The 24049-nt window shown below is 72.3% G+C and carries 23 protein-coding genes; 15 read left to right on the top strand and 8 right to left on the bottom strand.

Going from position 1 to position 24049, the window contains the following annotated elements; all coding sequences use genetic code 11:
* Window positions 1-4: 4 nt before the first annotated feature.
* The 6 genes from ACQSSQ_RS03240 to ACQSSQ_RS03265 all read right to left on the bottom strand — a co-directional run bounded on the left by ACQSSQ_RS03240 (window position 5) and on the right by ACQSSQ_RS03265 (window position 6404).
* Entirely contained in the window at window positions 5-580 is a 576-nt protein-coding gene (locus ACQSSQ_RS03240; protein ID WP_431325595.1) for a calcium-binding protein, read from the bottom strand.
* A gap of 121 nt (window positions 581-701) precedes the next feature.
* Window positions 702-1289 carry a TIGR03086 family metal-binding protein gene (locus ACQSSQ_RS03245; protein ID WP_431325596.1) on the bottom strand — a complete coding sequence of 196 codons (588 nt, stop codon included), beginning with the start codon at window positions 1287-1289 and terminating at the stop codon, window positions 702-704.
* Window positions 1290-1330: 41 nt separating this feature from the next.
* Window positions 1331-2965 (bottom strand): DNA repair helicase XPB, encoded by a 1635-nt coding sequence (locus tag ACQSSQ_RS03250; protein ID WP_431325597.1) that lies wholly within the window; start codon window positions 2963-2965, stop codon window positions 1331-1333.
* Window positions 2962-3528 carry a CGNR zinc finger domain-containing protein gene (locus ACQSSQ_RS03255; RefSeq protein ID WP_431325598.1) on the bottom strand — a complete coding sequence of 189 codons (567 nt, stop codon included), beginning with the start codon at window positions 3526-3528 and terminating at the stop codon, window positions 2962-2964. Before ACQSSQ_RS03255 ends, ACQSSQ_RS03250 begins: the two co-directional genes overlap by 4 nt.
* A 171-nt stretch (window positions 3529-3699) precedes the next feature.
* A complete protein-coding gene (locus ACQSSQ_RS03260; protein ID WP_431325599.1) occupies window positions 3700-4542 on the bottom strand; it encodes a thioesterase family protein in 843 nt (280 codons plus the stop codon).
* A complete protein-coding gene (locus ACQSSQ_RS03265; RefSeq protein ID WP_431325600.1) occupies window positions 4539-6404 on the bottom strand; it encodes a helicase-associated domain-containing protein in 1866 nt (621 codons plus the stop codon). The genes ACQSSQ_RS03260 and ACQSSQ_RS03265 overlap by 4 nt, the downstream gene beginning before the upstream one ends.
* Window positions 6405-6455: 51 nt before the next feature.
* Between ACQSSQ_RS03265 and ACQSSQ_RS03270 the strand changes: the two genes are divergently transcribed.
* On the top strand, window positions 6456-6908 hold the full coding sequence (locus ACQSSQ_RS03270; RefSeq protein WP_431325601.1) for a type II toxin-antitoxin system PemK/MazF family toxin: 453 nt from the start codon (window positions 6456-6458) through the stop codon (window positions 6906-6908).
* Window positions 6909-6993: 85 nt separating this feature from the next.
* Here the strand turns inward: ACQSSQ_RS03270 and ACQSSQ_RS03275 are convergent, their stop codons facing one another.
* Window positions 6994-7479 carry a CGNR zinc finger domain-containing protein gene (locus tag ACQSSQ_RS03275; RefSeq protein ID WP_431325602.1) on the bottom strand — a complete coding sequence of 162 codons (486 nt, stop codon included), beginning with the start codon at window positions 7477-7479 and terminating at the stop codon, window positions 6994-6996.
* 86 nt (window positions 7480-7565) lie between these two features.
* On the opposite strand from ACQSSQ_RS03275, the gene ACQSSQ_RS03280 reads away from it, so the two are divergent.
* The 13 genes from ACQSSQ_RS03280 to ACQSSQ_RS03340 all read left to right on the top strand — a co-directional run bounded on the left by ACQSSQ_RS03280 (window position 7566) and on the right by ACQSSQ_RS03340 (window position 21875).
* Window positions 7566-7742: a hypothetical protein gene (locus ACQSSQ_RS03280; protein ID WP_431325603.1), complete on the top strand. Its 177-nt coding sequence runs from the start codon at window positions 7566-7568 to the stop codon at window positions 7740-7742.
* Complete coding sequence (locus ACQSSQ_RS03285) at window positions 7739-8128, top strand: VOC family protein (RefSeq protein WP_431325604.1); 390 nt, start codon at window positions 7739-7741, stop codon at window positions 8126-8128. The genes ACQSSQ_RS03280 and ACQSSQ_RS03285 overlap by 4 nt, the downstream gene beginning before the upstream one ends.
* A 21-nt stretch (window positions 8129-8149) precedes the next feature.
* Complete coding sequence (locus ACQSSQ_RS03290) at window positions 8150-9811, top strand: AMP-binding protein (RefSeq protein ID WP_431325605.1); 1662 nt, start codon at window positions 8150-8152, stop codon at window positions 9809-9811.
* Between the two features lie 62 nt (window positions 9812-9873).
* Window positions 9874-10956: a YihY/virulence factor BrkB family protein gene (locus ACQSSQ_RS03295; protein WP_431325606.1), complete on the top strand. Its 1083-nt coding sequence runs from the start codon at window positions 9874-9876 to the stop codon at window positions 10954-10956.
* A gap of 31 nt (window positions 10957-10987) precedes the next feature.
* The gene (gene lon, locus ACQSSQ_RS03300; RefSeq protein ID WP_431325607.1) at window positions 10988-13324 is read left to right on the top strand and encodes an endopeptidase La; all 2337 of its coding nucleotides are present in this window, start codon (window positions 10988-10990) and stop codon (window positions 13322-13324) included.
* 148 nt (window positions 13325-13472) lie between these two features.
* Complete coding sequence (locus ACQSSQ_RS03305; RefSeq protein WP_431325608.1) at window positions 13473-14030, top strand: PadR family transcriptional regulator; 558 nt, start codon at window positions 13473-13475, stop codon at window positions 14028-14030.
* Window positions 14027-14761: an ABC transporter ATP-binding protein gene (locus ACQSSQ_RS03310; protein WP_431325609.1), complete on the top strand. Its 735-nt coding sequence runs from the start codon at window positions 14027-14029 to the stop codon at window positions 14759-14761. Before ACQSSQ_RS03305 ends, ACQSSQ_RS03310 begins: the two co-directional genes overlap by 4 nt.
* Window positions 14758-17373: an ABC transporter permease gene (locus tag ACQSSQ_RS03315; RefSeq protein ID WP_431325610.1), complete on the top strand. Its 2616-nt coding sequence runs from the start codon at window positions 14758-14760 to the stop codon at window positions 17371-17373. The genes ACQSSQ_RS03310 and ACQSSQ_RS03315 overlap by 4 nt, the downstream gene beginning before the upstream one ends.
* A gap of 284 nt (window positions 17374-17657) precedes the next feature.
* Window positions 17658-18299 carry an HAD family hydrolase gene (locus tag ACQSSQ_RS03320; RefSeq protein WP_431325611.1) on the top strand — a complete coding sequence of 214 codons (642 nt, stop codon included), beginning with the start codon at window positions 17658-17660 and terminating at the stop codon, window positions 18297-18299.
* Window positions 18300-18355: 56 nt separating this feature from the next.
* Entirely contained in the window at window positions 18356-18751 is a 396-nt protein-coding gene (locus ACQSSQ_RS03325; RefSeq protein WP_431325612.1) for a cold-shock protein, read from the top strand.
* 53 nt (window positions 18752-18804) lie between these two features.
* Complete coding sequence (locus tag ACQSSQ_RS03330) at window positions 18805-19620, top strand: DUF3027 domain-containing protein (RefSeq protein WP_431325613.1); 816 nt, start codon at window positions 18805-18807, stop codon at window positions 19618-19620.
* Between the two features lie 130 nt (window positions 19621-19750).
* Window positions 19751-20251: a MarR family winged helix-turn-helix transcriptional regulator gene (locus ACQSSQ_RS03335; RefSeq protein WP_431325614.1), complete on the top strand. Its 501-nt coding sequence runs from the start codon at window positions 19751-19753 to the stop codon at window positions 20249-20251.
* Between the two features lie 52 nt (window positions 20252-20303).
* Complete coding sequence (locus ACQSSQ_RS03340; protein WP_431325615.1) at window positions 20304-21875, top strand: MFS transporter; 1572 nt, start codon at window positions 20304-20306, stop codon at window positions 21873-21875.
* A 67-nt stretch (window positions 21876-21942) separates the two neighbouring features.
* Here the strand turns inward: ACQSSQ_RS03340 and ACQSSQ_RS03345 are convergent, their stop codons facing one another.
* Window positions 21943-22395 (bottom strand): DUF2530 domain-containing protein, encoded by a 453-nt coding sequence (locus tag ACQSSQ_RS03345; RefSeq protein WP_431325616.1) that lies wholly within the window; start codon window positions 22393-22395, stop codon window positions 21943-21945.
* Window positions 22396-22552: 157 nt separating this feature from the next.
* On the opposite strand from ACQSSQ_RS03345, the gene ACQSSQ_RS03350 reads away from it, so the two are divergent.
* Window positions 22553-24004, top strand: coding sequence for an NCS2 family permease (locus tag ACQSSQ_RS03350; RefSeq protein ID WP_431325617.1), 1452 nt, complete (start codon window positions 22553-22555; stop codon window positions 24002-24004).
* Window positions 24005-24049: the final 45 nt, after the last annotated feature.

The following is a 24049-nucleotide window of genomic DNA, read 5'->3' on the forward strand; positions in this document are numbered from 1 at the left end:
GACGCTAGTCGCGGAGCACGTCGCGGCCGGGTCCGCCGATCAGCACGTCACGGCCAGGACCGCCACGGAGCACGTCGCGGCCCGGGCCGCCACGGAGCTCGTCGGCACCGGGGCCGCCCCACAGCCGGTCGTTGCCGCGGTTGCCGGCGATGTCGTCGTCGCCACGGCCACCCCAGATCCAGTCGTTGCCGCGGTTGCCCTCGAGGTCGTCGTCGCCCGCGCCGCCCCAGATGCGGTCGTGGCCGGCGTTGCCCTCGATGTCGTCGTCGTCGGCGCCGCCCCAGATGCGGTCGTTGCCGCGGCCGCCCTCGATCGTGTCCTCTCCAGCACCTCCGCAGATCACGTCGTTGCCGCCGAGCCCGAAGATCTCGTCGTCTCCGCCGAGCCCGACGATCACGTCGCGGCCGCTGGTGCCGCGAAGCACGTCGTCGCCGCTGGTCCCGACGATGGTGGCGCGGAAGCCGTGGCAGGTCGGTGCCGCGGCAGCTCCGGCCGAGGCGCCGGCGAAGCCGAGCGTGGTGGCTCCGAGCAGCGCCGCGGCGCCGAGCGCGAGGCCACGGTGAACAGCCTGTCGAGTCATGGTCTTCTTCCTCTCGAAGCGATGGACTCCTGACTGTCCCTGCCGTTAGCCCGTGGACAGGGAAGCCATTCGTCGGCGTCCGATAGGCGACACCGGAGGCTTCGGAGGCAGGTGTCGGGACTCAGCCGGGCCAGGCTGGGGACCGGCCGGCGAGCGCGACGACGCGGTCGAGGAGCGGGGCGTCCTCCCCGACGGCGACCGGGGGGCCGAACAACCCTTCGCGCGCCTCCGCCTGCTCGGGCTGCGCGCTCTCCTCGACGAAGCGGTGCACCGCGGCGAGGGTGTCGGCGTCGACGTCGTACGGCTGTCCGGTGGCGCGCGCGAGGTCCCAGCCGTGGAGCACGACCTCGTCGAGCGCGACGACGCCCGCCACCTCGGCCGGCATCGTCACTCCTCCGGCGGTCGCCATGCCCTCCCACGCGGCAGGATCGCGCCAGGCCTCCGCGAGCGCGGTGAGCCGCTGCGGCACCCGCTCGCGCCAGCCCGGAGCCAGGGCGCCGCCCGACGGGGCCGGAGCAGCGGCGAGGCGCGGATCGTCGGACTTCGCCGCGGCCAGCGTGAACGCGAGCGCGAGACCGTCCAGGTGGTCGAGGAGGGTCGCCACGTCGTACTGGCACGGCGTCGGGCGCGAAAGGTCCTCGTCGGTGACGGCGCCGACGAGCGCGCACACGTTGTGGACGGGTGGGCGGAGGTCGATGAGGGTGTCCATGCGGGGTCGACTCGGGCCCGCCGGCGAACTCATCGGTCGCGCTACACGTCGGCCGCGTCGACGATCCGGTACGCGTAGCCCTGCTCGGCGAGGAACCGCTGCCGGTGCTGGGCGAACTCGGCGTCGACCGTGTCGCGCGCGACGACGGCGTAGAACCGCGCGGTCCTCCCGTCTCCCTTCGGACGCAGCAGCCGGCCGAGCCGCTGAGCCTCCTCCTGGCGGGACCCGAACGAGCCCGACACCTGGATGGCGACCGACGCCTCCGGCAGGTCGACGGAGAAGTTCGCGACCTTCGAGACCACGAGCAGGTCGATCTCGCCGGAGCGGAAGGCGGCGAAGAGGGACTCGCGCTCCTTGACCGAGGTCTCTCCCTTGATCACCGGGGCTCCGAGCCGCTCGGCCAGCTCGTCGAGCTGGTCGATGTACTGGCCGATCACGAGCGTCGGCTCCCCGCGGTGCTCCTCGACGAGCCGCTGGACCACGTCGGTCTTGCGCTCGGTCGAGGCCGCCAGGCGGTAGCGCACGTCGGCCTCCGCGGTCGCGTACACGATCCGTTCGGAGTCGCTCAGCGTCACGCGGACCTCCACGCAGTCCGCCGGCGCGATGTAGCCCTGGGCCTCGATGTCCTTCCACGGCGCGTCGTAGCGCTTCGGGCCGATCAGGCTGAACACGTCGCCCTCGTGGCCGTCCTCGCGGACCAGCGTCGCCGTGAGGCCGATGCGGCGCCGCGCCTGCAGGTCGGCGGTCATCCGGAAGATCGGCGCGGGGAGCAGGTGGACCTCGTCATACACGATCAGGCCCCAGTCGCGGGCGTCGAAGAGCTCGAGGTGGGGATAGACGCCCTTCCGCCGGGTCGTCATCACCTGGTACGTGGCGATGGTGACGGGCCGGATCTCCTTCTTGGCGCCGGAGTACTCGCCGATCTCCTCCTCGGTCAGCGTCGTACGGCGCAGCAGCTCGTCCTTCCACTGCCGTGCGGACACGGTGTTCGTGACGAGGATGAGCGTCGTCGACTGCGCCTGGGCCATCGCGCCGGCGCCGACGATCGTCTTGCCGGCACCGCACGGCAGGACCACGACGCCCGAGCCGCCGTGCCAGAAGGACTCGACGGCCTCCGCCTGGTACGGCCGCATGTGCCACTCGCCGTCGGAGAGGCTGATCGCGTGTGCCTCGCCGTCGACGTACCCGGCGAGGTCCTCGGCAGGCCACCCGACCTTGAGGAGCGCCTGCTTGAGGGCGCCCCGCTCGCTCGGGTGCACCGCGACCGTGTCGTCGTCGATGCGGCCCCCGAGCATGCCCTGGATCCGCTTCGCGCGGACGACCTCCTCGAGTACCGGACGGTCGGTGGTGACGAGCACGAGCCCGTGCACCGGGTGGTTCTCCAGGCGGAGCCGGCCGTAGCGCGACATGGTCTCGGCGATGTCGACGAGCAGCGCGTGCGGCACCGGGTAGCGCGAGTAGTCCATGAGGGCGTCGACGACCTGCTCGGCGTCGTGGCCCGCGGCGCGGGCGTTCCACAGGCCCAGCGGCGTGACGCGGTAGGTGTGGATGTGCTCCGGCGAGCGCTCCAGCTCCGCGAACGGTGCGATCGCGCGTCGGCACGCGGCTGCCTGCTCGTGGTCGACCTCGAGCAGCAGCGTCTTGTCGGACTGGACGATGAGAGGTCCGTCGGTCATGCGATTCCTTCGCTGGTGGAGCCGGCCTTCTTGCGCGCCCGGTAGGCCGCGACGTTGGCCCGCGAGGAGCACCGCTCGGAACAGTAGCGTCGCGAGCAGTTGGGGGAGAGGTCGACGAACGCGTTGGTGCACCCGTGGGCGGCGCAGACGCCGAGCCGGCCCGGCGCGAGGTCGCAGACGAGGACAGCCAGACCCATGAGGGACTCCGCCACCACCAGGTCCGCCACCGAGGCGGCACGGTCGGCGACGTGGAGCCGCCACCCGCTCGCCGTCCCGCCGACGTCGGTGCCGGCGTCGTCGGTCGGCACGATCAGCGGCGTGATCCGGTGCGAGGCGAGCAGGGCGTTGAGCACCGCGATCGCCTCGCGACCCTGCCCCGCGCGGCCGTGCTCGAAGACGGGACGGAGACGGCGCTGGAACCGCTGGAGCCTGCGGACGTCGGCGTCGGTCACCTGGGGCACCAGCCACTCGCGCTCCGCGAGGTAGCCCCGCACCTCCTCGAGGGAGCCGAGCGAGGCGTTGGTGAGCACGGCGGCGCGCTCGGCGTAGCCGACGAAATCCATCCCGCCATCGTACCGGCGCCCCGATGACGTGTAAGAGTCGCAGATCACTTTGGACATGACGGAACCGTCGGTAGGATGTAATCAGTAACAGCAGAGATGCTCGTTACGGCGTCGTCACCCTCGCTGAAGTTCCCCCCGACCAGGCGAGGGTGATGCACGTCAAGCCCCGGCTCACGCCTGAGGCGCGACGAGGAGCGGCTGCGCGACGAACCCGCAGAGGCCCTCCGCATCGGTCGCGACCGCGTGCGCGACACCCGTCCCGCGAGGCTGGGTCCACGACGCCGCCTCGAGGTGCACCCACTCCGACGCCGGAGGCCGCTGGAGCGTCACCCCCAGCCCCGGCGGGATGAAGAGCCAGTCGCGGAAGGGCAGGTTCGCGCTCATCCCGTTCGCGGAGTCGGCGACGACCATGAGCCGCTCCAGCCCCGAGATCTCCTCGCCCGCGACCAGCGGGACCCGCACGCGCATCCACACCCGCGTCGCGCCGTCCTCCGCGCGCGGAGCCTGCCCGGCGAGCCCGCCGCTGACGTAGCGCCACTCGATCGCGAGGCCGTACCCCCACTCCGGCGGGGCGCCCGGCATCGGCAGCTGCGGCTGGGGCCCGGGCAGCGGCGGCGCGGGCGCCGGCGCCCCGGTGCTCGGCGCCCGGCCGTCCTCGTGGGACACCAGCCACGCGCGAGCAGCGACGGCGGGGCGCCCGCTCGAGGTCAGCGTCGCCTCCATCAGGCGCACCCGCCGCCCCGGCCGCAGCGTGGTGACCGCCACCTCGCACACCCCCTGCGGGATCGGGCCGAGGAAGTCGACGTCGACCTTCGCCACGGCGAGGGGCTCGTCGCCGACCGCCTCCTCGATCGCCCTGGCGAGCAGCGCGGCGGGTGGTCCGCCGTGCTGGGCCCGCAGGTCCCACGGGCTCTCGGTCGCCGCGGTCGACCGGAAGGCGCGGTCGTCCTCGCGGACGTAGAAGCTCTCGGCGGGGAGGTCGGGAAGATCGGGCAGGTCGGTGCGCTCGCTCACGGAGCGGACGCTACCTGCACGATCCGGTGCACCGCGAAGCGCTGCACCCGTTGCGTCCGGTGGTCGAAGGCGGTGAGCCACCCTGCGTCGACCCGCAGCGGCTCGACGACCCGCTCCGTCCGGGTGCCCGCCTGGTCCATGTAGGCGACCCACATCCGCTGCTGCGCGTCGGCGGCCTCGCGCAGCTGCGCCATCGTCGCGAGGGAGCCGCGCTGCTCGTCGCGACCCTCCGGCGGACGCAGCGACGCAGCCAGCTCGCCGGCGCGGATCGCGCGTACGGCGTCGGCGGGGTCGGTCATCGACCGGACGTCGACGTCGACGACCTCGGCGCGGCGCTGGTCGCGGCGGCGGACGCGGAGGCCGCCGCCCGGTTCCTCGCCGACCGGCCGGTGTCCCGCCGTCGCGAGCCGCTCCGCGAGCACCTCGTGGCGGACGGTGCTCACCGCCACCGTCGGCGCGATCCGGTGCAACGTCGGCCCGAGGACGGGGTCGGCCAGCAGCGCGTCGAGCTCGGCGGGGTCGTCGGAGCGCAGGTACGCCGTCGCGTCGCCGATCCGCAGACGTCCGTGCTGCCGGGCCGTGTCGTCGACGAGGTACGTCAGCGGCTGGGGGATCGGCGTCACCGACACCTGCTCGACGAAGGCGTGGATCTCGCTCGCCGGCCACCCGCGGTCGAGCGCGCGGCGGACGGACTCGGCGGTGAACCGGTAGACGGTCGCCCCGCCACGGGACTCGACGTCGGCGACGTCCTCGAGGCGGTCGCGCACCGACGGCTCGAGCGGACCCGGCGCGACGGCGGTGAGGTCCGCCTGGACCAGCACGTGGTCGACCGGCGAGGGGAGGAGGCCCTCCACGACCGCGCTCGCGTCGGGCAGCCCGAGACCGGCGCCGGCGGGGCTCAGCGCGTCGAGCGCGACGACGCCCAGCCAGGTCGCCTCCTCGAGCGTGCGGCGGACGAGGGCGTCGCGCTCCTCGTCGGCGCGGGGGACGGCCCACGCGACGGCGTCGACGACCTCCTCCACGTCGACGTACGCCGCGCCGTCGAGCGAGGACAGCGTGCGCAGCACCTGGCTGCGCACACGGCGTCCGGCGGCCCCCAGCCAGGCGTTCGCGAGCTCCACCCACCGGACGGCGGGAGGGCTGTCCCGCCAGGCGTCGAACCGTGTCGTCGGTGCCCAGACCTCGCCCGCGGCCTCGTCGGGCGCTCGGCCGAGCAGCCGGGCCGCCTCGGCGATCCCCAGCAGGAACTCGACGTGCTCCACGTCGACCCCGAGCGACGTGGCGGCGTTGCGCACGTCGCGGACGCCGCGCCCGCCGGAGCGCAGGACCGGCGGCGGTGCGTCTCCCCACGACCCGAGGAGGTGCTCGACCCGCTGCAGGACCTCCATCACCGTGCCGGCGCTCGCGTTGCGCCGCCGCCGGTCGTCGACCTCGCGGGTCCGGACGGGCGGCGGACCGGCGTACGGTCCACGAGGTCCGTACGCCCGCAGCGCGTCGCGCGCCTCCCTGACGACGTTCCAGCCGTCCGTGCGCCCCCAGACGAGCGCGCTCGCGTGCAGACGCGCGACGATCGCGGCGATGCGGGCGTCGTCGGCGTCCACCTGCCGGCGCAGCGCGTCCAGCGTCACCGGCGGCTCGAGGAGCGCCATCGCGGCCAGCGTGGACAGGTGGGCGGTGTCGAGCCGGTCGAGCGCCCACGCCACGGACGGGCGCGACGCGGCACGCGACGCGAGCTGGCCGACGTCCGCCGGCGGCGGCATCCCGAGGTCGGGCCGCGCCCGCAGGAGGACCTGCAGCGCCTCGTCGCTGCGGGCGCGCAGGTCCTCCGCGAGCGTGCGCGGGGTGGCGTCGGGCGTCGTCATCCCTCCCACGGTAGTCCGGTGGCCGGCACGACCCGCACTACGCTTCGGGCCATGCCCAGGACCCGCGACCTGCTCACCCGGCTCGTCTCCACGCTGACCCCCTCGCGCAGGACGACGGGGCTCGACATGACGTACGCCCCGAAGCCCGACGGGCAGCCCGACCCGGGCGAGATCGTCTGGACCTGGGTCCCGTACGAGGACGACCCGCGCCAGGGCAAGGACCGGCCGGTGCTGATCGTCGGGCGTCGCGGCGCAGCCCTCCTCGCCGTGACGCTCACCAGCAAGGACCACGACCGCGACGCCGCCGACGAGGCGCGCTGGGGCCGCTACTGGCTCGACATCGGCTCCGGCGGCTGGGACCGGCAGGGGCGTCCCAGCGAGGTGCGGCTGGACCGGCTGATCACCGTCGACCCTGCGAAGGTCCGTCGCGAGGGTGCGGTCCTCGACCGCGGGCGGTTCGACCAGGTGGTCGCGGGCGTCCGGAAGCACGCGGACGTGTCGTGAGCCCGGACTCCCTGCTCGACCGCGTCGCCCGTGAGCCCGACCCGGCTCTCCTGGACGCCGCGGACGGATCCGGGGGTGCGGGGCGTCAGCCCCGTACCCCCTCCGTGCTGCGCTCGCGGTGCGTGCGGACCTTCGCGCGGTTGCCGCAGACCTCCATCGAGCACCACTGGCGCGACCGGTTCTTCGAACGGTCGTAGAACGCCCACCGGCAGTCGTCGGCCGGGCAGATCTTCACGCGCTCCAGCCGCCCCTCGATCGCGAGCCGGGCAGCGGCCGCGGCGACCTCGGCCACGACGTCGGTCCCGGCGAGCGTGGCGCCGTCGTCGAGGACCACGTCGACCCCCACCCGCAGCGGCCCGCCCGCCGGCGGCTCGCCCGCGGCCCGGGCCCGCAGGTGGTCGCGCAGCTGGCGCGCCGCGGCGACGTCGGCGTCGCTCTGCCGGCGGCCGGACCAGGTCGCGAAGGACTCGGTCGTCGCCAGCTGGTCGATGCCGTCCTCCACGTCGAGCGTGTTGAGGAACGCGACCACCCGGTCGGCAGGATCCGCGCCGGCGTCGTCGTACTCGCTCATGCAACCACCATAACTCGTTCACCGGTTGCACCCCAGGGCCGTAACTGGCAAAATGTGGATGACAGTTACCGATGGAGGAGGCCGTCATGCATCCGTGGGCCGCGTACCTGATCACCCAGGACAACCTCGAGCGCGAGGAGCGTCACCGCCGGGCCCGCGCCGCCCGCGACTCCGTCGACCGCGACGGCGCCGCGACCCGCCGCCGGCCGGTCCGTGCCGGCGCGAAGCTGCGCCCGTCGCGTGCGATGGGCTGCGCTGTATGAGCCTCACCGGCGTCCGCCTGGGCGCGTACGTGCTCGACTGCCCGGACCCGCTCGCGCTGGCGCACTTCTACGCGAGCCTCCTCGGCGTCCGGGTCGCCGAGCACAGCACCGACGCGTGGGCCGAGCTCGAGGGCGGTGGGTCCGTCCTGTCGTTCCAGCGCGTCGACGACCACGAGCCGCCGCAGTGGCCCGACGGTGTGCCGCAGCAGGCGCACCTCGACCTCGCGGTCGACGCGTACGAGGCGCCGCACGCGCTCGCGGTCTCGCTCGGCGCGACGCCGCTCCAGCCCGTCGAGCCGCCCGCTCCGGGCGAGGAGAAGGTGCGGGGCTTCCGGGTCTACGCCGACCCGGCCGGGCACCCGTTCTGCCTCTGCACGTGCGACTGACGCGCGCCTAGACTCGCCGGTATGACGCCGGTCACACCCCACCTGCCCTCGTACGCCTCCGGCACCGGAGCCGCCCCCCTCCTCGGCGACACGATCGGCGCCAACCTCGAGCGGGCGGTGGCGCGGTTCGGGGACCGCGAGGCGCTGGTCGAGGTCTGGACCGGGAGACGCTGGACGTACGCCGAGCTCGACGCCGACGTCGACGCGCTCGCCCGGGGCCTGCTCGCGCGCGGCATCGCGAAGGGCGACCGGGTCGGCATCTGGTCGCCGACGTGCGCGGAGTGGACGCTGCTGCAGTACGCGACCGCGAAGGTCGGCGCCATTCTCGTGAACGTCAACCCCGCCTACCGGACCCACGAGCTCGCCTACGTCGTGAACCAGTCCGGCATGCGCATGCTCGTGACCGCGGTCGCGTACAAGGACAGCGACTACCGCGCGATGGTCCAGGCGGTCCGTCCGGAGTGCGCGGCGCTCACCGACGTCGTCGAGATCGGCACGGACTCCTGGGAGCAGCTCGTCACCGCGGGCGCGGGACAGCCCGAGGGCGCGGTGGCGGCGCGGATGGACGAGCTGGGGCCGGACGACCCGATCAACATCCAGTACACGTCCGGCACGACCGGGTTCCCGAAGGGCGCCACCCTCAGCCACCACAACATCCTCAACAACGGCTACCTCACGACCGAGACGATCGGGTTCACCGAGCAGGACCGCCTCTGCATCCCGGTCCCGCTCTACCACTGCTTCGGGATGGTGATGGGCAACCTCGGCTGCACGACGCACGGCGCGACGATCGTCTACCCGGCGCCGACCTTCGAACCCGCCGCCACGCTGCAGGCGGTCCAGGACGAGCGCTGCACGGCCCTGTACGGCGTCCCGACCATGTTCATCGCCGAGCAGGACCTCCCGGGCTTCTCCTCGTACGACCTCTCGTCCCTGCGGACCGGGATCATGGCGGGCTCCCCGTGCCCGGTCGAGGTCATGAAGCGCTGCATCAGCGAGATGCACATGACCGAGGTCTCGATCGCCTACGGCATGACGGAGACGTCGCCGGTGTCGATGCAGACCCGGCCCGACGACGACGTCGAGCGCCGCACCGAGACCGTCGGGAGGGTTCACCCGCACGTCGAGGTGAAGGTGATCGACCCGCTGACCGGCCTCACGGTGCCGCGCGGGGAGGCCGGCGAGCTGTGCACGCGTGGCTACTCGGTGATGCTCGGCTACTGGGGAGAGCCCGAGAAGACCGCCGCCGCGATCGACTCCGCCCGCTGGATGCACACCGGCGACCTCGCCGTGATGCGCGACGACGGCTACGCGAACATCGTCGGCCGGATCAAGGACATGGTGATCCGCGGCGGTGAGAACCTCTACCCCCGCGAGATCGAGGAGTTCCTCTACACCCACCCCGACGTCGCGGACGTGTCCGTCGTCGGGGTGCCCGACGAGCGCTACGGCGAGGAGCTCTGCGCGTGGGTGCGCCTGCGCGAGGGAGCCGCGCCGCTCGACGCCGAGCGGGTGCGGGAGTTCTGCACCGGACGCCTCGCGCGCCACAAGATCCCGCGCTACGTCGTGGTCGTCGACGAGTTCCCGATGACGGTGACCGGCAAGATCCGCAAGGTCGAGATGCGGGAGCGCTCGGTCGATCTTCTGGGGCTCGACGCGTTGGGGATCGGCCCGACCGCGTGAGCTACCGGCGGCCGGGGAGTGTTGTCAACCCATGCGGTCCCTGCAACAGGTAGTTTTGCGGGGTGTCAGTCGTCGAGCGGATCGACCGCTACCAGCGGGCCCACCCGTTCGTCGGGTTCCCCATCGCGGTCACCTACAAGTTCTTCGACGACTCGAGCAACTACATCGCGGCCGCCGTCACCTACTACGCCTTCGTGGCGATCTTCCCCCTGATGCTCATCGGCTCGAGCATCCTCGGCTTCTTCCTCCAGAACGACGAGGCCCTGCGCGAGCAGCTGCTCGACACCGCGATCGGGAGCTTCCCGATCATCAGCGACCAGATCGAGAGCACCGAGGGTCTGCACGGCTCGGCGACCGCGGTGGTCTTCGGCGCCCTGGTCGCGGTCTACGGCGTCCTCGGTCTCGGGCAGTCGTCGCAGTACGCGATGAACGTCGCCTGGGCGGTGCCGCGCAACTCGCGTCCCAACCCGTTCCTCGGCCGGGGCCGGAGCCTGCTGATGCTCGGCTTCGCCGGGTTCGCCCTGCTGACGATCGCGGGTCTCACCGGTTTTCTGTCGACCAACCCGTGGTTCTCCGACGAGCACCGGTGGGCCGGGTGGCTGGCGCGTGGCGGGACCCTGATCCTGAGCGGCCTCGCGTTCACCGTGCTCTTCCTCCTGGCCTCCGCCCGCAAGCACAGCTTCCGCGCGGCGGCGCCGGGAGCGTTCGCGGTCGCGATCCTGTGGCAGGGGCTGCAGCTGGCCGGCACGGCGTACGTCCAGCACGTGATCGCCCGCTCCAGCAACCTCAACCAGATCTTCGCCGTGGTCCTCGGGATGATGGGCCTGATCTACATCGGCGCGGTGATGGCGATGATCGGCGTGCAGATCAACGTCGTCCGGACCAAGCGGCTCTACCCGCGGGCGCTCCTCACGCCGTTCACCGACAACGTGAACCTCACCAAGGCCGACCAGCGCGCCTACTCGGACTACGCGAAGGCCCAGCGTCACAAGGGTTTCGAGTCGATCCGGGTGATGTTCGGGCGGCCCGAGGCCAGGACGCCGGTCGAGCTGCCGCCCCATCCCGAGCACCACTCCGGGCCTGTTCGCCCGGGGCGAACGGAATCGGCCGCACCAGGGGAACAAGCGGAGCCTCATCGAAGTTGAGTAGGGCACGCTCAACTTTGAAAGGTTGCTCATGACAGAGGCACACGCCCCCCAGCAGCTGCCCGTCCTGTTCCTGACCGAGCCCGTCCTCCTCCCGGGGATGGTCGTGCCGATCGAGCTCGACGAGGCTGCTCGCGCTGCGGTGGACGCCGCGCGCGCCAGCTCCGGAGACCGACTTCTCGTCGCCCCGCGGCTCGAGGACCGCTACGCCTCGTACGGCGTGGTGGCCGAGATCCTGCAGATCGGGCGCACCCAGACCGGCGAGCCCGCCGCCGTCCTCAAGGCCCACCGCCGCGCCCGCATCGGCACCGGCGTGACCGGCCCCGGCGCCGCCCTGTGGGTGGAGGCCGAGGAGGTCGACGAGGGCGTCGTCGACGACCACGTCCGCGAGCTCGCCAAGGAGTACAAGTCCCTGGTGATCGCCAACCTGCAGCGTCGTGACGCCTGGCAGGTCGTCGACCAGGTCAACCAGGTCACCGACCCGTCCCAGCTCGCCGACCTCGCCGGCTGGGCACCGTACCTGACCGACGTCCAGAAGCGCCAGCTCCTCGAGACGCCGAGCACGGCCGAGCGCCTCGAGCTCGTGGCCGGCTGGATCAAGGACCACATCGCCGAGGCCGACGTCGCGGAGAAGATCGCCGAGGACGTCCGCGAGGGCATGGACAAGACCCAGCGCGAGTTCCTGCTGCGCCAGCAGCTCGCCGCCATCCGCAAGGAGCTCGGCGAGGACGAGCCCGACGGTGCCGACTCCTACCGCGAGCGCGTCGAGGCGGCGGACCTGCCCGACGACGTCCGTACGGCGGCGCTGCGCGAGGTCGACAAGCTCGAGCGCTCGTCGGAGCAGAACCCGGAGACGGGCTACCTCCGCACGTGGCTCGACACCGTCCTCGACATCCCGTGGAACGTGAAGACCGAGGACAACGACGACGTCGCCGGCGCTCGCGCGGTGCTGGACGCCGACCACCACGGTCTCGACGACGTGAAGGACCGCATCGTCGAGTACCTGGCCGTCCGCTCGCGCCGTGCGCAGCGCGGCCTGCAGGTCGTCGGGGGACGCGGCTCGGGCGCCGTGATGGTGCTCGCCGGCCCTCCCGGTGTCGGCAAGACGTCGCTCGGCGAGTCGGTCGCCCGCGCGCTCGGCAGGAAGTTCGTGCGCGTCGCCCTCGGCGGTGTGCGCGACGAGGCCGAGATCCGCGGCCACCGTCGTACCTACGTCGGTGCACTGCCCGGTCGGATCGTCCGTGCGGTCAACGAGGCGGGCTCGATGAACCCCGTCGTCCTGCTCGACGAGGTCGACAAGCTCGGTGCCGACTTCCGGGGCGACCCGGCCGCTGCCCTGCTCGAGGTCCTGGACCCGGCGCAGAACCACACGTTCCGCGACCACTACCTGGATCTCGACCTCGACCTGTCGGACGTGCTGTTCCTGGCGACGGCCAACGTCGTCGAGCAGATCCCGCAGGCGCTGCTCGACCGGATGGAGCTCGTCACGCTCGACGGCTACACGGCCGACGACAAGGCAGCCATCGCGCGCGACTTCCTCTGGCCCCGCCAGCTGGAGCGCGCGGCGCTGGACGCTGACGAGGTCCGGCTGACCGACGCGGCGCTGGCCAAGATCGTCGCGGACTACACCCGTGAGCCCGGCGTCCGGCAGCTCGAGCGGCTCCTCGCGAAGATCCTCCGCAAGGTCGCGACGAAGCTCGCCGGTGCGACGGGGCAGGACACGGTCGTCGTCGACGAGCCTGACCTGAAGGAGTTCCTCGGCCGCCCGCGGTTCACGCCCGAGTCCGACGAGCGTACGGCGGTGCCGGGCGTGGCGACCGGCCTGGCGGTGACCGGGTTCGGCGGCGACGTCCTCTTCATCGAGGCGACGCCGACCGATGGCAAGCCGGGCATCACGCTCACCGGCCAGCTCGGCGACGTGATGAAGGAGTCGGCGCAGATCGCGCACTCCTACGTCCGCTCCCACGCCGACGCGCTGGGCGTCGACCCGGCGTTCTTCGACCGCCACGTCCACATCCACGTGCCGGCCGGCGCAATCCCGAAGGACGGCCCGTCCGCGGGCGTCACGATGGTGACCGCCCTGGTCTCGGCGGCGACCGGACGCCCGGTCCGCTCCGAGGTCGGCATGACCGGCGAGGTCACGCTCAACGGTCGGGTCCTCCCGATCGGCGGGGTGAAGCAGAAGCTGCTCGCCGCGCAGCGGGCGGGACTCACGACCGTGTTCGTGCCGCACCGCAACGAGCCTGACCTGGACGACGTCCCGGCCGAGGTCCTCGAGGCGATCGACGTCCGTCCGATGACGGACGTGGCCGAGATCGTGGCCCAGGCGCTGGAGCCGGCCGTGGAGGCCGCTACCCGAGCCGCCTGACACCGGTCGCGCTCGCGGTGCTCCCACCGCACGGCCAAGGGCCCCACCGTGATTCCACGGTGGGGCCCTTGCGTTGAGGTTGCCAGCGCAGGCCCATACCGGGTATACATCTCTCTACCTGGATGAATACTCGGTATAGGGGGGGCGGATGTCGATCCGGCAGGGGCTGCTCGCGCTGTTGTCGCAGCAGCCGATGTACGGGGCCCAGCTGCGCTCGGAGTTCGAGGACCGCACCGCTGGCACCTGGCCTCTGAACGTCGGGCAGGTCTACACGACCCTCGGCCGTCTGCAGCGCGACGGGCTCGTCGAGCCGGAGGGCGACGCCGACGACGAGGGGCGGATCACCTACCGGCTCACCACGCACGGGCGGACCGCCGTGGGGGAGTGGTTCGCCTCGTCGGTCTCGCCTGACCACGAGCCCCGCGACGAGCTGACGATCAAGGTCGCCCTCGGCGTGAGCCTCCCCGACGTCGACGTCGCCTCGGTGGTCCAGACCCAACGGGCCGACTCGATGCGGCACCTCCAGGTCCTGACCCGCGCCAAGCGGAACGCCGTCGACAAGGACGACCTCGCTCGCGAGCTGGTGCTGGAGCGATCGATCTTCGCGACCGAGGCACAGGTGCGCTGGCTCGACCACATGGAGTCGAGGATCCGCCGCAGCCGCCGTCGTACGACCCCCACCGCCGTAGAGGAGACCGACCGATGACCGCACCCCGGCAGCCGGAGATCCTGCTCGAGCTGCGCGCCGTGCACCGCACGCACGGCGACGGCGCCGCGGCCGTCCACGCCCTGCGCGGGGTCGACCTTGTCCTCCGGGCCGGTGAGCTCGTCGCCGTGATGGGTCCCTCGGGATCCGGCAAGTCGACGCTGCTCAACCTGGCGGGCGGCCTGGACGCGCCCACCGCCGGCGAGGTCGTGGTCGAGGGGGTCTCGCTCGACTCCTACGGCAGGACGGAGCTCGCCCGCGTCCGCCGGCGCGCGCTCGGGTACGTCTTCCAGGACCTCAACCTCATCCCGGCCCTCACCGCGGCCGAGAACGTCGCGCTGCCGCTGGAGCTCGACGGCGTCCGCGCTCGCGACGCGCGGGTCGAGGCGCTCCGCGCGCTCGAGGAGGTCGGCACGCCGCAGCTCGCCGACCGGTTCCCGGACGACATGTCGGGCGGTCAGCAGCAGCGGGTCGCGATCGCTCGCGCCCTCGTCGGTCCGCGGCGTGTCCTGCTGGCCGACGAGCCCACGGGCGCCCTCGACTCGGAGACCGGCGAGGAGGTGCTCGCCGTCCTGCGGCGCCGCGTCGACGCCGGGGCAGCCGGCCTCCTGGTGACCCACGAGGCACGCCACGCGGCGTGGGCCGATCGCGTCGTCTTCCTCCGCGACGGCCTCGTCGTGGACGCGGGCGAGACGTCCGCGACGGTCGGCGGCGCGGTGGCGCGCGCATGAGCGGCGCCGTGGCCCGGTGGCGGCTCGCGCTGCGCATGGCACGTCGTGACGTCCGCCGGTCGAAGGGACGCAGCGCTCTGGTCGCCGTGATGGTGGGGACGCCGGTGATGTTGGCAGTGCTGCTGTCGACCGTCTACGCCGGCTCCGAGATCTCGGCGCTCGAGAACATGCCGGCCGAGCTGGGCGGAGCGGCCGCGCGGGTCTCGTGGCAGGGCGGCGGTGCCGTGCAGCAGTCGCCGGACGGGATGGACGGGGGCACGTTCCTCGACGGATCGGACACCGAGCCCCTGCCCGAGCCCGATGCGCGCGCGGTGGGCGCGCTGCTGCCCGGCGCCGACGTCCTCGAGGTCCGCTCGTCCTGGCGCCGTCTCGCCCTCGACAAGCCGCAGGAGGTGCTGGAGGTCGACACCCGGGAGCCTGCGGCCGCCGCGCTGCTGGACCTCTCGGACGGGCACGTTCCCGAAGCCTCGGGCGAGGTGGTGGTCACCCCGCGGTTGCGCGAGCGGCTCGACGTCGAGGTCGGCGACACCGTGACCCTCGGTGGACGCGACGTCTCGGTCGTGGGCGTGGGGACGTTCGGGAGCGTCGGGCCGTACCCCGACGCGCTGGGCGTCGTCGCGCTTCCCGGCACCCTCCCGGGGGTCGCAGACCCGGAGACGACGACCGACTTCCTGATCGTCCGCGACGCCCCGGTCACCTGGGACGACGTCCAGCGCCTCAACGCCGCGGGGTTCTGGGCGACGTCGAGGCACGTCCTGGAGAACCCGCCGCCGGCGTCGGAGCAGTACGACCTGGACGAGTGGGACGGGGGTGACGGTACCGAGCGTGCAGTGCTCGTCATCGTGGTCACCGCGATCGTGCTCCAGGTCGTCCTGCTCGCCGGCCCTGCGTTCGCCGTCGGGGTGCGCCGTCAGCGTCGTGACCTCGCCCTCGTCGCGGCGGCCGGTGGATCGCCCGCGGACGTGCGCCGTACCGTGCTCGCCCAGGCCGCGGTGCTCGGCGTCGGATCATCGCTGGTCGGCGCCGCGCTCGGTCTCGGGGTGGCGCCGCTCGTGATGGCGGGGATCACCCGCTGGGCGGACGAGCCGTTCGGGCCGTACGACGTCATGTGGCCGGCGGTCGCCGCCGCCGTGGTCCTCGGAGTCGTCGCCTCCCTGCTGGCCGCGCTGGTGCCCGCTCGCCAGGTCGCAGGCCAGGACGTCACCGCCGCGCTCGTCGCACGGAGGACGGCGCCCGGGCAGCGCCACGGGTGGCCGCTCGTCGGAGCCGCCCTCGTCGTGGTCGGGCTCGGGGTCTGCTTCACCGCTGGTGTCCAGCCGGGAGGAGAGGTCGCCGTCGCGGGCGCGACGGTCGCGATCGTGCTCGGCGCCGTCTTCCTCACGCCGCTCGTGATCGGCGCCGTCGGGCGGGTCGGGACCCGACTCCCGCTCGCCCTGCGTCTGGCGGTGCGCGACACCGCCCGTCAGCGCTCGCGCAGCACCCCTGCGGTCGCCGCCGTGATGGCGACGGTCGCCGGTCTCACCGCGCTCGCGATTGCCAGTGCGAGCGACTTCGAGCAGAGCCGTCAGGCGTACACGTTCACCTATCCGCTCGGGACGACCGTGCTCAGCCAGCCGGGCGGCGATGTCGACGCGGCCGAGGTGGCCGGCACGGCCGCAGGCGTCCCGTTCACGCCACTCGGCAGCGGCGGGCAGAGCGGTGACAGCGACGGAGCGGGCTGGATCGACGTCTCGCTCGACACCGAGGCGTGGGACGGGTGGTCGATCGCCCAGGTCGCGGTCGCGACGCCCGAGGAGCTCGCGGCGTGGGGGGTCGAGCTGACTCCGCAGCAGAGCGAGCGGCTGCGCTCCGGTGACGCGCTGGTCGCGAACCCGGCCGCTCTCGACGGGCAGGGGAGGGTCGGGATCGCGGTGGCGGAGGAGACCCGCGACGGCGCGTCCTCCGAGCCACGCACCGTGTCCTTCGACGCGGTGGCGGCGGACCTCACGATGGGGGCGGTGCCTCAGGGTCCCGAGCCGCGGGTCGGGCAGGCGGTGATCAGCCCGCAGAGCGCGCAGGCCCACGCCATCCCGTACCAGCGCAGCCAGGCGATCGCTGGCGGGACCCTGAGTACGCAGCAGCTCCGCGACGTCCGCGCGGCGCTGAAGGAGCTGCCCGGGGACCAGGGCATCTGGACCGAGCGCGGCTTCCAGGAGACGTTCACCGTGCAGCTGCTCCTCCTGATCGGTGCGGGTGGCCTCGCGGTCCTGATCGGGACGCTGACCGCGACCGGGCTCGCGCTCGCCGACGCACGCCCCGACTTCGCGACGCTCGCCGCCGTCGGAGCAGGGCCGCGGACCCGCCGTGCCGTCGCCGCGGCACAAGCGGTGGTCCTGGGCATCCTCGGGGCGGCGCTGGGCGTCGTGGTGGGCTTCGCGCCCGGCCTGGCGGCGACCTGGCCGCTCACCTCGGACCGGTGGGGAGCGCTCGACGGCACGGGCGACGGCCCGATCATCGACATCCCGTGGGGGGTCCTCGCGACGATCGTCCTGGTCGTCCCGTTGATCGCCGCGGGGGCGTCCGCGCTGGTCACCCGGGGTCGGGTGCCGCTCACGCGAAGGCTGGCGCAATGACGCGCCGGGTTCCTAGCCTGTCACGCACTGTTACGCAACCGTTACCCAGGAACGGAAACAATCTGAGTACCTGTCGCGTCTACAGTGAGCACAAGGTACGACACGAGGTGTAGGGGGCACTGATGTCGCACATCGATCTTGCAGAACGACAGAGAAGGGCCGCTCGGCTGCGCATCGCGCAGCTGGTCGCACTCCGGCGGGCCGCCGCTGGCGGCGTCGAGCGGGTCACGAGGGAGGTCAAGTCCTCGTCGTGAGGCCGCGGTCAGACCGCGTAGCCTGCGGGAGTGCCCACCACTGATCTCGGGACCTCCCCGCTCGTCGGCTTCGACCTGGACATGACGCTGATCGACTCTCGTCCCGGGATCAAGGCCGTCTACGACGAGCTCTCCGCGCGCACCGGCGCGGACATCGACTCCGATCTCGTCGTGTCCCGGCTCGGACCTCCGGTGGAGATGGAGCTGGGCCACTGGTTCCCGCACGCCGACGTGCCGGCGATGGCCGATCTCTACCGCTCGCTCTACCCCCAGATCGCGATCGAGCGCATCACCCTCCTTCCTGGCGCTGCCGAGGCCTTCGCCGCGGTCCGCGACCGCGGCGGTCGTGTCGCCGTGATCACGGCCAAGAACGCTCCTGACGCCGGCCGGCACCTGGACCACCTGGGGCTCCACGCGGACGAGGTGCGCGGGCGTGCCTGGCGTACGGGCAAGGCGGACGCGCTGCGCGAGCTCGGCGCGGTCGCGTACGTCGGTGACCACGTCCACGACATGGAGGCCGCCGTGCTCGCCGAGATCCCGGGCGTCGCGGTCACGACCGGGCCGTCGAGCCCTGAGGAGCTGGAGGCCGCCGGCGCCGTCCGCGTGGTCACCTCGCTCGCCGAGATTCCCGGGGTCCTGGACGCGGTGTGGCCACCCCGCGTCGTGGCCTAGGCTTGGGCGTTGTCCCTGCGGCGAGCCGCCGCCCGCGACGAAGGTGAGGTCAAGCCGTGCCCGTTGGCAAGGTCAAGTGGTACGACTCCGACAAGGGGTTCGGGTTCCTGAGCCGCGAGGGCGGTGAGGACGTCTTCGTGCGCGCGGACGCGCTGCCGGCGGGAGTGACCACGCTGAAGCCCGGCACGCGGGTCGAGTTCGGGATCGCGGCGGGCCGGCGGGGCGACCAGGCGCTCCAGGTGCGGGTGATGGACCCGACGCCGTCGGTCGCCAAGCAGCAGGCGAAGGCGCGCCGCAAGCCGCCGGAGGACATGGTGGTCATCGTCGAGGACACCATCCGCCTGCTCGACCAGGTCGAGGGCACCTTCCGTGCCGGACGCTTCCCCGAGGGCAGGACGGCCAAGCAGACGGCCGCCCTGCTGCGTGCGCTGGCCGACGAGCTCGCCCCCTGACGGGGCGTGGACCCGGCCTGGTCGGGACTTGCCTCGTACGGAAGAATGGCCGCATGCCTGCCTCCAGCCGTGCCACGAGCGTGCGAGCGACCTCCGGGCGCGCGCCCAAGCTGGACGCCGTCGCCGCGGCAGCGGTCGACGTCGCCCGTGCGGCGCTGGTCGACGAGGTGGGGGAGGAGCAGGTCGGTGAGCACCTCGGCGCACGGGCCGAGGGCGACCGGGTGGTGACCCACGTCTTCACGACGACCCTGCCCGGCTACCGAGGCTGGCACTGGTCGGTCACGGTTGCGCGCGCTCCGCGGCAGAAGAAGGTCACGGTCGACGAGGTCGTGCTCCTGCCGGGCGACGACGCGATCGTCTCGCCCGACTGGACGCCGTACAAGGACCGCGTGCGGTCCGGCGACATGAGCCCCGGCGACATGCTTCCTCCCGAGGAGGACGACCCGCGGCTGGCGCCGGCATGGTTCGTCGGCGACGACGCCGTCGACGCCGAGATCGATCCCACGTCCGTCCGTCCCGTGGCGGCCGAGGTCGGTCTGGGGCGCAACGAGGTCCTGTCGCTCTTCGGTCGGGACGCCGCCGCGCAGCGCTGGTACGACGGTGAGCGCGGCCCCGACACCCCGATGGCGCAGCAGGCTCCTGGCCGCTGCCGCACGTGCGGGTTCATGGTCTGGCTGTCTCCGCCGCTCGGCACGCTGTTCGGGGTCTGCGCCAACGCGATGGCCAACGACGACGGGTCGGTGGTCTCCTTCGACCACGGGTGCGGCGCGCACTCCGAGGCGCGGGTGAAGCAGCCGTCGCGAGGCGTCTCCGCGCCGGTGCACGACACCGTCACGGTCGACGACGTCAGCGACGTCGAGCCCGTCTGACGCCGCTCCGGCTCGGGGTCGTCGCCGCCGCTGTTCCTGGGTGACGCGCATCACCTCTGATTAGTTGTGTTCGGCAAGCATTGGACATATAGTTGCATTGCAAAACCAACTATGCAAGGGATGAGTGCGCATGCTCACCAAGGAGACCGCGGAGCGGATGGTCGGCGTCCTGGGCAAGCTCGGCCGGGCGCTCCGTTCGTCCAACCACCGCTGGGAACGCCTCGAGGTCGGTCTGCGACGCAACGACCTCACCGTGCTGCGCCGTCTGGAGCGCCACGGTGAGCAGCGGATGAGCGACCTCGCCGAGGCCCAGTGCGTCACCGCCTCGGTCATCAGCCGCCAGATCGCCAGCCTCGAGCACGACGGGCTCGTGGAGCGGCGCTCCGACCCGGCAGACGCGCGGGTCGGACTGATCCGGCTCTCCGACGTCGGCCGCGAGCGGCTGGAAGCGGTCACCCGGCGCTACGCGGACGTGTTCCTTGCCATGTTCTCCGACTGGGACGACGTCGAGGCCTCACGCATGGCCGACCTGATCAGCGAGTTCGCAGACCGGGTCGCCTACGAGCTCGACCAGCACGTCGACGCGCACGGACGGCCGGTCGCCGCGCCGGAGTCGCTCGTGGCGCCGTGAGCGCCGTCCCCAGACCTGCACCACCTTCCGTACGACGAGAGGACCTCACCTCGTGACCACCGCTCCACCCCAGAGCTCGGAGGAGCTCGACCACCGCACGATCATGGAAGTGATGATCGGCGTCCTCGCCGCGCTCTTCACCGGCATGCTGAGCTCGACGATCGTCGCCAACGCCCTGCCGACGATCATCGGCGACCTCGACGGCACCCAGGCGCAGTACACGTGGGTCGTGACGACCTCGCTCCTGGCGATGACCGTCTCGACGCCGATCTGGGCGAAGCTGTCCGACCTGCTCAACAAGAAGCTGCTGATCCAGATCGCGATCATCACCTTCGTCGTCGGGTCCGTGATGGCCGGCTTCTCGCCGAACGTCCCGACCCTGCTCGTCGCGCGCGGGCTGCAGGGTCTCGCGATGGGTGGCCTGACCGCGCTGGCGCAGGCGATCATCGGCTCGATCATCCCGCCGCGGGAGCGGGGTCGCTACAGCGGCTACATGGGTGGCGTGATGACGCTCGCGACCGTGAGCGGTCCCCTCGTCGGCGGCGTGATCGTCGACTCCGCCCTCGGCTGGCGCTGGACCTTCTTCGTCTGCGTGCCCTTCGCCGTCCTCAGCCTCTTCATGCTCCAGCGCTACCTCAAGCTCCCGACCCTCGTGAAGGACGTCAAGGTCGACTACGTCGGCGCCGTGCTGATCGCGATCGCGGCCAGCCTCCCGCTGCTGTGGGTGACCTTCGCCGGCGACTCGTTCGCGTGGGTGTCGTGGCAGAGCGCGCTGTTCGTCGGCGGCACGGTCATCGCGTCGATCGCGTTCGTCATGGTCGAGTCCAAGGTCGCCGAGCCGCTGGTGCCGCTGCGCGTGTTCCGGGACCGGACGACGGCCCTGGCGATCATCGCGAGCATCGCGGTCGGTATCGCGCTCTTCGGAAGCTCTGTCTTCCTCGGCCAGTACCTCCAGGTCGCACGCGGCTACACCCCCACCCAGGCCGGCCTGATCACGATCCCGATGATGATCGGCTCGCTCGTCGGCACGGTCGGCTCGGGCAACCTGATCGTCCGGTACGGCCGGTGGAAGGGCTTCCTGGTCGCCGGGGCCGCCCTGCTCATCGCGGGACTCGGGCTGCTCGGCAGCATCGACCACGCGACGCCGCTGTGGCACCTGTGGATCTTCATGGTGATGATGGGCCTCGGCATGGGCATGCTCATGCAGAACCTCGTCCTCGCCGTCCAGAACACCGTCGACATCACCGAGGTCGGGGCGACCTCCGGCGCCGTGGCGTTCTTCCGCTCGCTCGGCGGCGCGGTCGGTGTCTCGGTCCTCGGAGCGATCCTCGCCTCGAGCGTCACCGACAAGATCTCCAGCGGCCTGGTGAAGCTGGGCATCCCGGCGGGCGAGAGCGGCGGTGGCGGGACGCTCGACCTCGCGGGCATGCCGAAGCCGATCGCCGACCTGGTGCGCACCTCGTACGGTGACGCGACCGGCGAGATCTTCCTCGTTGCCGCGGCCGTCGCGGTGATCGCCCTCGTCGCGGTGATCTTCATCAAGGAGGTCCCGCTGCGGACGACGGTGCGCAAGCACGACGCCGACGAGAGCGACGAGCTCGCGGAGCCGGTCGGCGCGCGCTGACCGGAGCGGAGACGCAGCGAGGGGCCCTTCCCGATCGGGAAGGGCCCCTCGTCGTACGCGGGTGGGCTCAGCGCGCGGACTCGGCCTCGTCGTCGTCGGACTCGAGGGCGGCCTTGCGGCGGCGGCAGTACTCGACGCCGAGGAGCCCGAGGCCGAAGCCCGCGAGGCAGGTCCACAGCCACCACACGTCGCCGTTGCGCTGCAGGGTGCCGAGGAACGGGAGCAGTGCGAGCAGCGCCGCGAGCCACACGATCGACCCGACGGTCATCGTGCGGATGCCGTCGATGTCGAGCGGCTTGGGGTCGGGGACCACGCGGTGGACGGTGCTGCCGATCTCGAGCTCGGTGACCTCGGGCCGGTCGAGCCCGTGGGTGCGGCGTCGAGGAGCCGCGGGCTCGGGTGCCACCGCGTCGGTCGACGCCGGCTCGGGCTCGGGTGCGGCCGGGGGAGCGGGCTCGGGCGGGACGGGAGAGACGACCTGACCGGCGCGACGTCCGGTTGCGGGGCGCTCCTCGGGCACGGCACGATCTGCCTTGCGACTCCCGGCGCGACGGCTGTCACTGTGACCACGGCCACGCCTCGGGGTCGAGTCCGAAGTGAGCTTTCGCTTGCCTGCCGCCACGCCCATACAGTACTCCCCTGGGGGAACCGTCCTACTTCGTACCGTCAGGAGCCTCATGTCCACCCAGACCGCAACCGGATCCTTGGACCGGTTCTTCAAGATCTCGCAACGAGGATCCAGTGTCGGCCGCGAGATCCGCGGTGGAGTCGTCACCTTCTTCACGATGGCCTACATCATCGTGCTGAACCCGATCATCATCGCCGGCGTGCAGGACGTGGACGGCAACTACCTCGGCGGCGGCTCCCAGGCCCAGGCGTTCGCCCTCGTCGCCGCTGGTACGGCGCTGGTCGCGGGCGTGATGAGCATCCTGATGGGCGCGGTGGCCAACTTCCCGCTCGCGATGGCGGCCGGGCTCGGCCTCAACGCCTTCGTCGCCTACTCGATCGCCAGCCAGATGACGTGGGCCGACGCGATGGGCCTCGTGGTCCTCGAGGGCCTCATCATCCTGGTCCTCGTCCTCACCGGCTTCCGCAAGGCGGTCTTCGACGCGGTGCCGCTGCCGATCAAGACCGCGATCTCGGTCGGGATCGGGCTCTTCATCGCACTCGTCGGCCTCGTCAACGCCGGCGTCGTCCGGACCACGGGCAACGCCTCGCCTCCCATCGGGCTGGGCGTCGGGGGCAGCCTCTCGGGCTGGCCGGTCCTCGTCTTCTGCGTCGGGCTCGTCATCATGATCGCGCTGTACGCCCGTGGTGTGCGCGGCGCGATCCTGCTCGGCATCATCGCGACGACCGTCATCGCCGTCGTCGTCGAGGCCATCACCGACACGGGCGCGTCCAACGGCGACCCGACGTCCAAGGGCTGGAACCTCAACGTCCCGAGCATCCCGGACTCGTTCGTGGACATGCCGGACTTCTCGCTGCTCGGCAACTTCTCGCTGCTCGGCTCGTTCGAGCAGGTCGGCGTCGTCACGACCGTGCTGTTCGTCTTCACCCTCCTCCTGGCGGACTTCTTCGACACGATGGGGACGATGACCGCGATCGGGGCCGAGGCCGGCCTCAACGACGAGGACGGCACCCCCGAGGGCGCGCAGCGGATCCTCATCGTCGACTCGCTGGGCGCGGTCGCCGGCGGTGCCGCGAGCGTCTCGAGCAACACCGCGTACGTCGAGTCGGCCTCGGGCGTCGGCGACGGCGCGCGCACCGGTCTGTCGGCGATCGTCACCGGCGTGCTGTTCCTGCTGGCGACGATCTTCTCGCCGGTGGTCGCGCACATCCCGAACGAGGCCGCGGTCCCGGCGCTCGTCCTCGTCGGCTTCCTGATGATGCAGCAGGTCATCGACATCCCGTGGAAGGACATCGAGCTCGCGATCCCGGCGTTCCTCACGATCGCGCTGATGCCGTTCACCTACTCGATCAGCGTCGGCATCGGTGCGGGCTTCCTGTCGTACGTGGTCATCAAGGTGGCCCGCGGCAAGGCCCGCCAGGTGCACCCGTTGATGTGGGTGGTCGCCGCGATGTTCCTCGTCTACTTCGCGATCGACCCGATCACGCGCTGGGTCAGCTGACCCTCGCCGGCCGGCGGCCCGTCCTCCGAGGCGGGCCCGCCGAGC

Origin of the sequence: Mumia spirodelae (assembly GCF_050632745.1) — a bacterium.
Classification (GTDB): domain Bacteria; phylum Actinomycetota; class Actinomycetes; order Propionibacteriales; family Nocardioidaceae; genus Mumia.